Raw genomic sequence first — 14010 nt, forward strand, 5'->3', positions numbered from 1 at the left:
AAGTTGCGTTATTAGAACGCATGTTCGATACTGGGGTGTGGGTTTCGGGAATCCGATCATTCCGTGGCGCGAGCTGGAGCGCCGGCTATCGGGGCGCCCTGATCACAACTCCCCCAGGTCGGATGACTCAGAGCCGGGCAGGTCAAGGCGGGGGCATGGCCAAGAGCTGCCCGGTGACGGCGGTGACTCCCCCGCCTGGAGTCGAAAACGCCCCGCCTACCAGCCGCCGGCACTAGCCCGTTCAGAGCTGGCCGCTTCGGCCCACGTCCCTTATGCAGAGCTGCACAGCCATTCCTCGTTCTCCTTCCTCGATGGCTCCTCAGACCCCGAACAACTCGTTGAAGAAGCTGTCTCACTCGGCCTTGAATCACTTGCCATCACCGACCACGACGGCATGTACGGGGTTGCCCGGTTCGCCGAAGCCGCAGAAGCATTCGGTCTGCCCACTGTCTTCGGCGCCGAGCTCAATACCGATATACCGATGCCCAGTACTCAGGCCGAGCGTTCCATCGCCGCCAGGGTCGGGGTACCAGACCCGCCTGGCTCACACCTACTGGTGCTGGCTCGCAACCCGGCCGGCTATGCCAGCCTCTGCCGAGCGATCAGCCAAGCGCAGCTGCGAGGTGGCGCAAAAGGCCGACCGGTATATCAACTGGACGAACTGGCTGAATTATCAAATGACAACTGGCTGATCCTCACCGGTTGCCGAAAAGGTGCAGTGCCGCAGGCGCTGTTCGGCGGTACTGATGGCGGGGTTTCAACCAGTTCAGCGGGCAGCTCCACGTTTGCACTCGACGCGGCGCGGATCGCGCTTCACGAGCTCACCGATCGGTTCGGCCGCGACAATGTCGTCGTTGAACTCACTCATGCGCTGGATCCACTGGCTGATGAACGCTATGCCGCCCTCGCGCAACTGGCCGACGAGCAACGACTCGATCTGATCGCTAGCACTGCAGCGCATTACGCCGCCCCTCGCAACCGGCAACTTGCCACCGCGGTCGCTGCTGTCCGCGCCCGCACCAGCCTTGATGCGATTGATGGCTGGTTGCCTGCTTGGGCCTCCCAGCATCTCAGGTCAGGCGCGGAGATGGCCGACAGATTCCGCTATTACCCCGTCGCCGTGGCCAACGCTGCCCGGCTGGGCAAAGAACTCTCCTTTCCGCTCAAACTCATCGCGCCGAACCTGCCCCCATTCGAGGTTCCTGTCGGGCACACCGAAATGACCTACCTGCGCGAGCTTTCCTACGCCGGCGCTGCTGAGCGGTACGGCCCGCGTGATAGCACCGAGGCAAGAGTTCAACGCGCTTACGTTCAGATCGAGCACGAGCTTCGCATCATCGAAGATCTCGGGTTTCCCGGCTACTTTCTAGTGGTCTGGGAACTTACTCAGTTCTGTGCTGCCCGCGGGATTCTCTGCCAAGGCCGAGGCAGCGCAGCGAATTCCGCGGTCTGCTATGCCCTCGGTATCACGGCGGTCGACTCCGTCCGGTATGGCTTGCTCTTCGAGCGGTTCCTTGCGCCTGAGCGAGACGGCCCACCCGATATCGACATCGACATCGAATCAGACCGTCGCGAAGAGGTTATCCAGCATGTCTATGCCAAACACGGTCGTCAGCATGCCGCGCAAGTCGCGAATGTGATCACCTACCGCCCTCGCTCCGCCGTGCGCGATATCGCCAAGGCCTTCGGCTATGCCCAAGGCCAGCAGGACGCCTGGAGCAAACAGATCGACCACGGTTACTACTGGACCGATACCGCCGAGACACTGCGTGAATCCGAAGATGTCGATGCGGTGCCCGAACGTGTACTCGATCTAGCCGAACAACTTCAGAATGCTCCTCGACACCTGGGCATTCACTCCGGCGGCATGGTGATCTGCGATCGTCCGGTGATTGAAGTGTGCCCGGTCGAGTGGGGGCGGATGGCCGACCGCACTGTTTTGCAGTGGGACAAGGACGACTGCGCAGCGACCGGTCTGGTGAAGTTCGATTTGCTGGGCCTGGGCATGCTGTCGGCGTTGAAGTATTGTTTCGACTTCATCGAGGAATGGTTCGGGCAGAAGTACGGCTTGCATCAGATTCCGCCAGAAGACCCGTTGGTTTATGACATGTTGTGCGCTGCCGACACGATCGGGGTTTTTCAGGTCGAATCGAGAGCACAGATGGCGACCCTGCCGAGACTTAAACCGAGAAAGTTCTACGATCTGGTCATTGAAATCGCCCTGATCCGCCCTGGGCCGATTCAGGGGAACTCGGTTCACCCTTATATTCGCCGAAAAAACGGACACGAAGAAGTAACTTACCCACATCCCAAGCTCGAAGCTGCGTTGGAAAAGACCCTCGGAATCCCGTTGTTCCAGGAGCAGTTGATGCAACTGGCCATCGACGCGGCCGGCTGCACCGCCGCCGAAGCTGATCAGGTGCGGCGCGCGATGGGTTCAAAACGTAGCAGCGAGAAGATGGAGGGTCTGCGCGCTCGGCTGTATGACGGCATGGAAGCCAATGGCATCATCGGGCAGTCTGCTGACGATATCTTCGAGAAAATAAAGGCATTCGCTGCCTTCGGCTTCGCTGAAAGCCACTCGATCAGCTTCGCTTTCCTGGTCTATGCCTCGTCTTGGTTGAAGCTTTATCATCCGGCCGCATTTTGCGCTGCATTGCTCAATGCTCAACCGATGGGTTTCTACTCACCACAATCGCTGGTGCATGATGCCAAGCGACACGGCGTGAGCGTATGCGGGCCGAGCATCAATCATTCGTTGGCCGCGGCCGGCCTGGAACCCGCCAAGGGTCAGGGCTCATACGATGGCCCAGGCCCTGACCAACCGGCTGTCCGGCTCGGGTTGTCGAGCGTCCGAGGCATCGGCGATGATCTCGCCGCTCGAATCGTGGCCGATAGGCAGGTAGCTGGTCCGTACCTGAGCATGACCGATCTGTCCCGTCGAATCGGGCTTCGCGCTGAACAACTCGAGACGCTGGCCACGTCGGGGGCGTTCGAGGATTTCGGTACGACCCGGCGTGAAGCCCTGTGGGCGGCAGGGGCTGCCGCAGATTTTCGCCCCGGCCAGCTGGATCTGGTGTCCAGCTCTGAAGAACAGATTCCGACCTTGCCGGAGATGACCGAACCGGAACAGCTGATGGCCGATCTGTGGGCAACCGGAATAACTCGAGACCGCTACCCAACTGCGATGATTCGGGATCGGCTGACTGCGCTGGGAGTCACACCATCTGATCGACTCAAACAGCTGGACAATCAGACCCGGGTCACTATCGCCGGCATCGTCACCCACCGGCAGCGACCAGCGACGGCCCGCGGGGTGACGTTCGTAAACCTCGAGGACGAGTTCGGCATGATCAACGTGATTTGCGACCCGACCATCTGGCAGCGACATCGCCGGGTGGCCAGAGAGTCAGGCGGCCTGATCATTCGCGGCATGCTCGAGCGAGCCGACGGGGTTACGAACGTAGCGGCGGAAAAGATCGAGAAACTCGATCTGGGGCTCCGTACCAAATCGCGAGATTTTCGATAATAACTGCCATCTCACGGCTACTGTCGCTTTTCTTCCGCATCGCTTGCTGCTACGAAAAACAGCTCAAGTCTCGCCGTACCTGCCGATAAGAGGGGCTAGGTGGCGCCTGCGGGTCGGAATGCTCCCCCGACCATTCCGACCGCAGGACTCCACCACCCCATTTTTCGGAGGCTCGATGCCAAGACATTCGCAAGAACTGCTCGGGGCCCAGATGGATCCTGCCCTGCGGACCATCGTCGTCGCGCTCAACAAGCGCGGCCTCGACGAAGAAGTTCTCGCCGCAGCAATAGAAACAGCCGAGCGCTCTAACCGACCCTTGCGAACGGTCCTGATAGACGATCAGATCATCACCGAGTTCGAACTCGCCTCCGCTGTCGCCGACGCCTACGGTCTGGAGGCCGTCGAGCTCTCCACCTTTCCGGTAGATCCCTCCGCGATGAGCCGACTCCCGCTCCAGTTGGCTCGCCGGCACCAGATGCTGCCCATCGCAGCGACTGACACCGTTGTGACCGTAGCCGTTGCTGACCCCGGCGATGTCCTTGCTCTGGATGACATTCGGGCCGCGACCGGTCTGATCGTCAAGCCGGTCGTCACCAGCAAGGACGACCTCACCCGACTGCTGGATCGGTATACCCGGGAAAGCACCGACCTGGACGAAGCCGCCGCGCAGATCGTCAGCGAAAGTTCGACTTCGACCAATGAAACGCTGTCTACCTCCGAAGACGCCCCTGTCGTCCGATTCGTCAGCTCCCTGTTGGAGCGCGCGATCAGCAGCCGTGCCTCCGACATCCATCTCGAACCCAGCGAGCACGATCTGCGGATTCGCTTGCGCATCGATGGCGTTCTGCACGAGGTCGATTCGGTGCCCCGGGGGATCCAGGCAGCACTGATCTCTCGCCTGAAGATCATGTCAGGACTGGACATCACCGAACGGCGTGTCCCGCAGAACGGCCGCATCACCATGGAACTCGGCTCACGCAACGTCGATCTGCGTGCAGCGACTCTGCCAACAGTGTGGGGCGAGAAGGTCGTACTGCGAATCCTGGACACCGGCGGCATCGATCTCGAACTGAAGAAGCTCGGTTTCACCGACTTCAACTACGAGCGGTATTCACGAAGCTTCCGCAAGCCACACGGAATGGTGCTCGTCACCGGGCCGACCGGCTCCGGAAAATCCACCACCTTGTACGCGACCCTCGGCGAGATTGCACGACCCGAAGTGAACGTGATTACCGTTGAGGATCCTGTCGAATACCGGATGGATGGCATCAACCAGGTACAGGTCAACATCAAGGCCGGATTGACCTTCGCTGCGGTGCTACCAGCGATACTGCGATCTGACCCCGACATCGTACTGATCGGCGAGATCCGGGATCGGATAACCGCGCAGCTTGCTGTTGAAGCGGCGCTGACCGGCCACCTTGTCTTGTCGACTCTGCACACCAACGATGCTCCAAGTGCCATGACCCGCCTGGTGGAGATGGGCATTGAGCCCTTTCTGGTCGGATCTTCGCTGGACGCCGTCCTTGCTCAGCGGCTATCACGTCGCCTCTGCGAGTGGTGCAAAGAGGCTTACGAGCCCGGTGAAAAGGAACTCCTCGGTGCTCGGTGGCCAGCAGACACAATCGATTTACCCGATCAGCTCTGGAAACCGATCGGCTGCAGATCCTGCGCACAAACGGGATATCGCGGCCGGCTGGCAGTCAACGAAGTCATGCCGGTCAGCGAAGAAATCGAGCGCCTGACAGTCGATCACGCGCCGGCCACCGAACTGGCGAGGGTCGCGCTGGCCGAAGGCATGGTGACCCTTCGCGACGATGGCCTGCGCAAGGTCGCCGCCGGAATGACCAGTTTGGAAGAGATCCTGCGCGTCACAGTCTGAGCACGACTCTCAGGATCTCGCGGGCTCAGCCGATATGCGCTGAAAAGCGGACCTGCACATACACGTTCACACATAACCGCAAGTCGGAGGTCGAAAATGCAGCCCTTGGCCGCAGTCACACCGCTCAACAGTCCCGGGGAGTCCAAGGCTCGCCTGGACGACCTACTGCGATTCGTCATCACCCAGGGCGCCTCCGACCTGCACATCACGGCCGGCATCGCTCCGTGCGCCCGCATCGACGGTGCCCTCGCCCCGATCCCCGGGACGGCCCGCCTCGAACCGGCCGACACCGAAGCCATGGTGCGCTCGATACTGACCGAGGAGCAATGGGAGAAGTTTCTTGCCCATCAGGAATGCGATACCGCGTATGCCATTCCTGGTGTGAGCCGATTCCGGGTGAACGTATACCGCCAGCGCAGTGCCATCGGCGCGGCGTTCCGGGCGATCCCCCATCACATCCGATCCCTCGCCGAACTCGGGATGCCGGACTCGGTAGAGGCTTTCGCCAGTCTGCCGCGTGGTCTCGTCCTCGTCACCGGTCCGACCGGATCGGGTAAGTCGACAACCCTTGCCAGTCTGCTCGATGTCGCCAACAGCACCCGTCAGGGTCACATCGTCACCATCGAGGATCCGATCGAGTATCTGCATACCCACAAGAAGTGCGTGGTCAACCAGCGCGAAGTGGGGTCCGACACCGAGGACTTTCCTACCGCGTTGAAGCATGTGCTGCGGCAAGACCCAGACATCATCTTGGTTGGCGAGCTTCGCGATCTCGAAACAACTTCGGTTGCGGTCACGGCTGCCGAGACCGGGCACCTCGTGCTCGCAACCCTGCACACCCAGTCCGCAGCCCAGACGGTCGACCGACTCATCGATATCTACCCGCCGCATCAGCAACAACAGATTCGGGCACAGCTGGCCAACTGCCTGCAGGGCGTCGTCACACAGGCTCTGGTGCCGAGGCGCGACGGCGGCGGACGAACCGTCGTCTGCGAGATCATGACGGCGACGTCAGCAATCCGCAACCTGATCCGTGAGGGCAAGGCGCACCAGATCCCGTCCTTCCTGCAATCATCGGCTGAAGCCGGCATGATCAGCTTCGACCAGCACCTGGCCGAGCGCTACAAAGCACAGCTGATCAGCTACAGCACCGGACTCGAACTGTGTCACGAGCAGAACGAGTTCAAGCGCCTGGCCAAGGGTTAGAACCATGTCCACCAAGACATTCGCCTTTGAAGCTCTGGACTCGACCGGAGCCGTGCTCAAGGGCAAGATCGAGGGCGAGTCAAAAGAGGCAGTCGCGAATTCCCTGGTTGAGCAGCGGATGGTGCCACTGGAGATATCCGCCCCGGGCTCGGGATTGCAAGCTGAACTCAAGATCCCTGGTTTCGGCGGCCGCACCACGCTGAAAGACCTCGCCGTGTTCTCGCGCCAGTTCGCCTCGATGACGAACTCCGGTCTGACGCTCATGCGTTCGTTGGGCATTCTCGAAGACCAGATTCAGAAGCCCAAGTTCAAACAGGCGGTCGGGCAGGTGCGCGCCGATGTACAGGGCGGCATGGGATTGTCTACCGCGATGGCTCAGCACCCAGATCACTTTCCACCGTTGATGATCAACATGGTCAAAGCCGGTGAGACCGGCGGTTTTCTCGACGGAGCGCTCGACCGGGTCGCCAAGATGTACGAGGCCGACGCGAATCTACGGGCGAAGATCAAGGGTGCGATGACCTATCCCGTTATCGTGTTGATCTTTTCGCTCTTGCTCGGTTCCGGTGTGATCATCTTCATCGTCCCGGTGTTCGAAAAGATGTTCAAGAACCTTGGCGGCAAGTTGCCCTTGCCCACGCAGCTGATCGTGACCCTCTCGCACAATATGTATTGGGTCGGTCCACTTGTGATCGGAAGTGTCTTCGTGACGGTGAAGCTGTATCGCCGTGCTGTCCGAGACAGCTACCCGTTTCGGCTTCGTACCGACAAGATCAAACTCAAATTACCCATTTTCGGCAAGCTCTTCACCAAACTCGCTATTAGCCGCTGGGCCAGAAATTTGGGAACGCTGCTCGGCGTCGGCGTGCCGATCATTCAAGCTCTGGATGTTGTCGGCGGTACCGCTGGCAACGCGGTGATCGCCGAGGCAATGGACGAGGTCAGCGCCGCGGTACGGGTAGGCATGCAGATGTCAGGCCCGCTGAGCCGTAACCCGATCTTCCCGCCAATGGTGGTGCAGATGCTCGAGGTCGGTGAAGAGACCGGCCAGATCACCGAAATGCTCGACAAGGTCGCCGATTTCTACGATCACGAAGTCGAAACAGCCACGGACGCCCTCGCGTCCTCGATGGAACCCCTGCTCGTCGTCCTCATGGGGGCCGTCATTGGAACAATGGTCGTCTGCCTGTATTTGCCAATGTTCAGCATCTACCAGCACATCCAGGGCTGATCACCCTCCGCAACAATCTCGGTGCTCAACTTTCACAGCGCGTAGCCGATTTAAACCCTTTGAGACTGACCGTTATCAGATCGAAATGTAGATCGCCGAAATGAAGCTAATCCGCTCTCAGGTTTCGGTTTTTAACGCCGAATTGACGGGTGAACGTGCCCCACCAGGCAGATCGGCAGCTCCCGCCGAGAGCCATATCCCCTACCGAGCCAGGAGGCTCTCATGCTCAACAAGCTAAACAAGCTCCGCGAGGAGCGCGCCGAAGGCGACAAAGGCTTCACCCTGATCGAGCTGCTGGTCGTGGTCGTGATCATCGGCATCCTGATCGCGATCGCCATCCCGCTCTACCTGAACTACCAGCGAGGCGCAAAGGACAAGTCGGCTCAGTCTGACGTCCGCGCTGCGGTAGCGACGATCGAGCAGTGCTATACCGACAACGGCAACAACTACCCGGTAGGTCCGATCACGCTGAGCGGAAACGCCTATTCCTTCACGGCCGGATGTGCGTCGGGCAAGCTCAATATCTCATCGGGTACAACCCTCACCTACAACGTGTACACCGACGCGGCGGAGACGACGGCTTGCACCGGCTCGGCGACCTGTGTCGCATACACGATCAGCGGATACAACAGCGGCGGCAACAAGGCTGCTCCGGGCTACGCGTACAACAGCACAGCTGGCGGTCAGGTCAAGTAAACCGCATCAATCTGAGTAAGGCACAAGGCTGGGTGGGGGCAGACGCCCCCACCCAGCAGCACAAGACAACCGAACCAGAAAGGAGTTTCCATGTCTGTCAGCGAAAGCAGTACGCAGGCCCTGCACGTTGGTTACTCTCGTTCGGTTGCCCCTCGCGACGCCCACAAACCCGTTGCCCTCGTGGTGAAAGGTTCTCCTGATGCCCGTCCTTCTCGCCGCGGCCGCCCTATTGGGTCTGGCGATCGGGTCGTTCCTCAACGTGGTCATTCACCGCGTGCCGGTAGCAGCATCACTGAGCAGCCCGCCGTCTCACTGTCCCTCGTGCGATCATTCGATCCGCACGCGGCACAACGTTCCAGTCCTCGGCTGGCTGGTGCTGCGCGGCAGGTGCGCCGACTGCTCGGTGCCGATCAGCGTTCGCTACCCACTGGTGGAACTTGGCTGCGGGGCGCTCTTCATTTGCGTGACGGTTCGGCTGGCCGCTCTCCATCAGTTGGCGGCCCTGCCAGCCTTCCTGTACTTCACCGCAGCAGCAATCGCGCTCGCTCTGATAGACATCGACTGGCATCGACTACCCAACACCATCGTCTTACCGTCGTACCCGATCTTGGCCCTGCTCTGACGATCGCTGCGGTCGTCCGCGACGAGCCGTCGGCAGTGGTTCGAGCGGCGATCGGCGGCATCGCGCTTTTCTCCTTCTACTACTTGCTGATGTTTGTCTATCCGGCCGGAATGGGCTACGGCGACGTCAAACTCGCTGGTCTCATCGGTGGCCTGCTCGGCTACCTGTCTTACTCGACGCTGCTCGTGGGAGCGTTCTCCGGATTTCTGCTCGGCGGCATCGTTGGAGTGGGCGTAATGGCCAGTGGACGGGGCGACCGCAAGACGGCCATACCGTTCGGGCCATTCATGATCGGCGGAGCCTTGCTGGCGATATTCCTTGGGGCGCCACTTTCCGATTTCTATCTGAATTTCGTATCCGGAGCCTGAACCCTCAGGTCCGGTCCCTGGTTGGGGAGCAGACATGAGACATCGTCAAACCGGCCTCGCCGGCAAGGTTGGCATCACGAACTCCGACGGTCACACGATCGGCATCGACATCGGTGCGACGGCGGTACGGGCGGCAATAATAAGTCACGGCACCCATGAGGGGCGCCCAGCGGTATCAGTACACGGTCTCGGTCAAGCCTGGCTGCCTCCGGGTGCTGTAACGAACGGCGTCGTGAACGACCAAGCAGCGGTCACGCGGGCGCTGAAGCAGATCTGGGCTGAACATCGATTCGAGTGCCGCAACGTCATTCTCGGTGTGACGAACGCACAGGTTATCGTCCGCGATCTGGCTGTGCCGAATCTATCGCCTGATCAACGCGCAAAAGCCTTGCCCTACCAGGCACGTGAGGTCATTCCGATACCGCTGGATCAGGCTCTGATCGACTTCACCCCGCTCGGGCCGCCCAATCCGGATACGGACACCATCCCCGGACTATTGGTCGCCACGCCCCGCGGGCCCGTCCTGGCCGCGGTTCAGGCGGCCGAACGAGCGGGACTACACGTAGCCAGAGTTGACTTGTCGACCTTCGCGGCGCTGCGGTCAATTGCCCACGAAAACCTGGCTGTCGAAGCTGTAGTCGATATCGGGGCGCACCTGACGAATATCGTCATCCACAACGTCGGTGTTCCGAGAGTCGTACGAACCATCGTTCGTGGTGGACAGGAACTCAGCGATCGATTGATCGATCGTGCCAACTTAAGCCCAGGCGACGCAGAAGCGGCGAAAGCCCAGGTAGGTCTCTTGCAAGGGAATCGTGAGGTTTCTGATCTACTCGCAGAGGGAATCCGACCCTTGCTCGCTGAGATCCGGAGCTCCATCCATTACTTTGGCAGCTCGAACCCAGGCGTCGAGATCCAACGAGTTTCGCTGACCGGCGGCACTTCGTCGATGCCAGGTTTCGCTGCCGCCCTGGGCGAGCACCTCGCCATCGAGACAAGCCTTATCGAACCAATGCAGCACATTCGAAATCGCTGGGCGAACAAAGACACCAAGGCACCAGAGGCGCAGCTGGCGGCCTCAGCCGTATCCGTTGGACTCGCGATGGGGGCAGCAGCATGACCGTCGTACTCGAGGGGCGCGATCTCTGGAGCACCATGCCAGGCTGGGGAATCGTCGCCAACCTGTTGCCGCCCGAAGTTACCCAAGCACGGCGCGTTCGAGTCATCCGCCGCATGGTAATCATTGTGCTCGGCGGAGTTCTCGTGCTGTGCCTCGCCGTCTACGGTATGGCGAAAGTGGGAAGCCATTCCGCTCAGAGCAAGCTCAGCGCGGCCCAAGCGCAGACATTGCAGCTGCAGATTGAGCAACGCAAGTACTCTGGCGTCACCGCCATACAGGGTCAGGTGTCTCAGGTGCAAAACCAGGTCGCGACCTTACTTGGCAACGACATTGAATTCCCAAAGCTGATCGCAGGCATTCGGGCGAAGCTGCCCCTCGGCATGACGATTGATCAGCTAGGCGTCACCCTGCAAGTGAGCACAAATGCAAGCGGTGGAACAGGTGCGAACGCGCCGTTGGACTCATCCGGCCACAAACATATCGGCACCGTCACACTCAGCGGCACTGGCCACCGCCTCACCGATGTCTCCACGTTCGTAGACAACCTCGCGACCGTGAAGGGAATCACCCAGCCATTCCCAACGTCAAACCGATCAGACGATGGCGGGACGAGTTACAACATTCAGATCACCATGACCGATGAGCTTCTCAGCCATCGCTACGACCACACCGCCGGAGGTAAGTGATGCCTCGATCAGTCGCGGAGCGCAACTGGTTGCTAGGCGGTATTGCCGGAGCCGTCGTGCTGATCGCAGTCGCCTGGTTCTTTGCGATCCACCCGCAAATGGGTAAGACCGACGACCTCAAGCGGCAAACTGCGGACGCACAAAGCCAAAACGCAGTGCAGCAGTCTCGTACGAGCAAGCTGAAAGCCGACAACGCAAACATCAACGCACTCGCTGCCGCCCTCAAGGAAGCACGTGCGGCCTTGCCGACGGATAGTGGACTGCCAGAACTCACGCGGCAACTCGCAGCACAGGCAGCGGCGTCCTCTGTTCAGGTTGTGAGCATTACCGCAGGGTCTCCTGCCGTCGCGACAGGTGCGGCTGCGGGAGCGGCCAGCGGTACCAGCGGGGCGACAGTGGGAAGCCTCTTCAGCATCCCGATGACGCTGGTGAGCGACGGCACGGCCGTCCGGCAGCAGCAATTCCTCGCCGCATTGCAAACTGTAGGACCCCGACGAGTGTTGGTTACGGCAGTAACGCTGGCCCCCTCCGGGACCGGGAATACATCATCGATCGACGCCGGTGCGACTATGACAATCACCTTGCAGGCTTTCGTCTCGCCGCAAAGCGACGCTGCCATCGCAGCCTTGGCGCGGTCTGCCGCTGCCGTCGGAGCCAAGTAGAGCTAGTGCGATGAGGAACCTCGTGAAGCGTTCCTTTGGACGCACTTGCCGCACAGCGAAGCCGCCTTTGGTGGCACTGCCGGATCGGCCATCCACCGGCGATTCCGGCTTTATCTTGCTTGAAACGATCTTCACCATCTCCATAATCACCATCATCATGGCCGCGATGGCCACATTCTTCGTTAGCTCGGTCACCGGAACGAATGCGCAACGCGGGTACCAGGCGGCAGTGCAGGTGACCGATGACGCCGTCGAATTCATCAACAGCCTCAGCTCGTCTGCGGTCGTGGACAACCGAGATGCCTCGAGCGTGGACGCACAATTTACGGTAGCGTCGTCCGTGGTCCAACCGTGGCTTTCCGACATGAACCGCGCGTACGACTCGGACACTCCGGTGCCAGCTGCGGGCACCGGACAGAACGCCTGCCCATCGGCGAGCGCCTGTGCAGAGCTGCCAACTGTTCCGGTAGTCAAGACCCTGGGAAACATCAACTACAACGTCAGTTACTACGTCGGAACCTGTGTGATCTCGAACGGGGATACGACCAATACGTGCGCCAAAACCGGCACGCTCCCTGTCGTCGACTACGCGCGAATCATCGTTGCGACAACCTGGAGTGATAGTCACTGCCCGACTTCCACCTGCACCTATGTCACGGCAGCCCTGATCAACTCGACAGCCGAACCCACGTTCAAGCTCAACCAGCCGCCCATCCCACCGCCTCTCGTATCCAGCCCCGGAACGCAGAATCTCACTCGCGGTGGAACGGCGAACCTTACGATCACCGCTACTGGCGGAGCGACGCCGTATGCGTGGTCAGCGTCAGGATTGCCACCTGGTCTCGTAATGGACTCTGCAGGAAAGATCGCGGGAGTCGCGACGACTGTCGGCACGTACACCGTCACGGCAACGGCGACCGACTCATTCACCAATCCTGGAAGTACCAACTTCACCTGGAACGTTGTTGCGCCAGCCGTGGTTAGCAGCCCCGGAAATCAGACCGGCGAGGTAGGGGTGTCTGAGAGCCTGTCCATAAGTGCGACCGGCGGCACTGCCCCGTACACCTGGTCACTTGCCAACCAACCCGATGGACTGTCGATCGACGGCACCGGAAAGATCACTGGCAAACCCACCACCAGTGGAACGTTCAGCAACGTGACTGTCAGCGTGACCGATGCCTCCAAGGTCATCTCCAACATCATCACGTTCAGCTGGCCCATCGTTGATCGGCTAGCCCTCGGCACTGTTGCAGATCAAACAAGCGAGCTAAGCCTGTCCGACACCATCACCATCCCCCACTCGGGGGGCCGCGGCACGCTCGTCTGGACCAGCGACACCTTGCCCGGAGGAATGACTCTCAACCAAAACGGAACGATCACCGGCGTCCCAACCGTGGCTACCTCAACGAACTTCAACGTCTCTGTCAAGGATGCGGAAAACGTCACCGCGACGACCTCGTTCAACTGGACGATCTATTCCAAGCTCAATGTCGCGGGCCTCATACCCGACCAGTACATCGCTGTTGGCGCGGCCGATTACACCTTGCCGACACCTACAAGCGGCGCTGGATCAGTCGTCTGGAGCACGACGTCCACCCTGTCCGGCACCGTCCATCTGACAAGCGCTGGCCATCTCACCGGGACGTCGGCTACGGGCACGTTCTCTATCACGATGAAGGGGACAGATGCGCTAGGGGTTACCAGCAGCGACACCTTCCTCTGGTCCAACCTCGCGGCCAGCACGCCAGCGAACAAGACTACTACCCGACCCGGAAGCGGGACGTCCGCTCCGACCGTCACCCTGAGCGCCACCGGCGGCTCGGGTCCATACACCTGGGCCGCCAACCCAGCGGGATCGTTGCCGACATGGCTCACTCTGACCGGCAACACACTCACGGCAGCCATCACGTCGTCTACGACCACAAAGACGTACACGATCGGCCTGATCGTCACCGACGCCGGCGGAGCCTCCAGAACTATTTCGTTCACCTGGAAGATCCAATGATCA

Annotated in this window: 11 protein-coding genes; all 11 read left to right on the top strand. The window is 60.5% G+C overall.

What is annotated here, in order from left to right:
* The first annotated feature begins 37 nt into the window (after positions 1-37).
* Complete coding sequence (locus ACSMXN_RS17970) at positions 38-3529, top strand: error-prone DNA polymerase (protein ID WP_022913190.1); 3492 nt, start codon at positions 38-40, stop codon at positions 3527-3529.
* Between the two features lie 211 nt (positions 3530-3740).
* Positions 3741-5411 (top strand): ATPase, T2SS/T4P/T4SS family, encoded by a 1671-nt coding sequence (locus tag ACSMXN_RS17975; protein WP_022913191.1) that lies wholly within the window; start codon positions 3741-3743, stop codon positions 5409-5411.
* Positions 5412-5507: 96 nt separating this feature from the next.
* Positions 5508-6617: a type IV pilus twitching motility protein PilT gene (locus ACSMXN_RS17980; protein WP_022913192.1), complete on the top strand. Its 1110-nt coding sequence runs from the start codon at positions 5508-5510 to the stop codon at positions 6615-6617.
* 4 nt (positions 6618-6621) lie between these two features.
* Positions 6622-7848, top strand: coding sequence for a type II secretion system F family protein (locus ACSMXN_RS17985; protein WP_022913193.1), 1227 nt, complete (start codon positions 6622-6624; stop codon positions 7846-7848).
* A gap of 222 nt (positions 7849-8070) precedes the next feature.
* Positions 8071-8544 carry a prepilin-type N-terminal cleavage/methylation domain-containing protein gene (locus tag ACSMXN_RS17990; RefSeq protein ID WP_051148863.1) on the top strand — a complete coding sequence of 158 codons (474 nt, stop codon included), beginning with the start codon at positions 8071-8073 and terminating at the stop codon, positions 8542-8544.
* Between the two features lie 199 nt (positions 8545-8743).
* A complete protein-coding gene (locus ACSMXN_RS17995) occupies positions 8744-9166 on the top strand; it encodes a prepilin peptidase (protein ID WP_455407612.1) in 423 nt (140 codons plus the stop codon).
* Positions 9167-9201: 35 nt separating this feature from the next.
* Complete coding sequence (locus tag ACSMXN_RS18000) at positions 9202-9534, top strand: hypothetical protein (protein ID WP_455407613.1); 333 nt, start codon at positions 9202-9204, stop codon at positions 9532-9534.
* A 34-nt stretch (positions 9535-9568) separates the two neighbouring features.
* A complete protein-coding gene (gene pilM / locus ACSMXN_RS18005; RefSeq protein WP_022913195.1) occupies positions 9569-10654 on the top strand; it encodes a type IV pilus assembly protein PilM in 1086 nt (361 codons plus the stop codon).
* A complete protein-coding gene (locus tag ACSMXN_RS18010; RefSeq protein ID WP_022913196.1) occupies positions 10651-11340 on the top strand; it encodes a hypothetical protein in 690 nt (229 codons plus the stop codon). Before pilM ends, ACSMXN_RS18010 begins: the two co-directional genes overlap by 4 nt.
* Complete coding sequence (locus ACSMXN_RS18015; RefSeq protein ID WP_022913197.1) at positions 11340-12002, top strand: hypothetical protein; 663 nt, start codon at positions 11340-11342, stop codon at positions 12000-12002. Before ACSMXN_RS18010 ends, ACSMXN_RS18015 begins: the two co-directional genes overlap by 1 nt.
* Before the next feature lie 70 nt (positions 12003-12072).
* Positions 12073-14007 carry an Ig domain-containing protein gene (locus ACSMXN_RS18020; RefSeq protein WP_022913198.1) on the top strand — a complete coding sequence of 645 codons (1935 nt, stop codon included), beginning with the start codon at positions 12073-12075 and terminating at the stop codon, positions 14005-14007.
* The last annotated feature ends 3 nt before the right edge of the window (positions 14008-14010 follow it).

Source organism: Parajatrophihabitans canadensis, assembly GCF_053764775.1.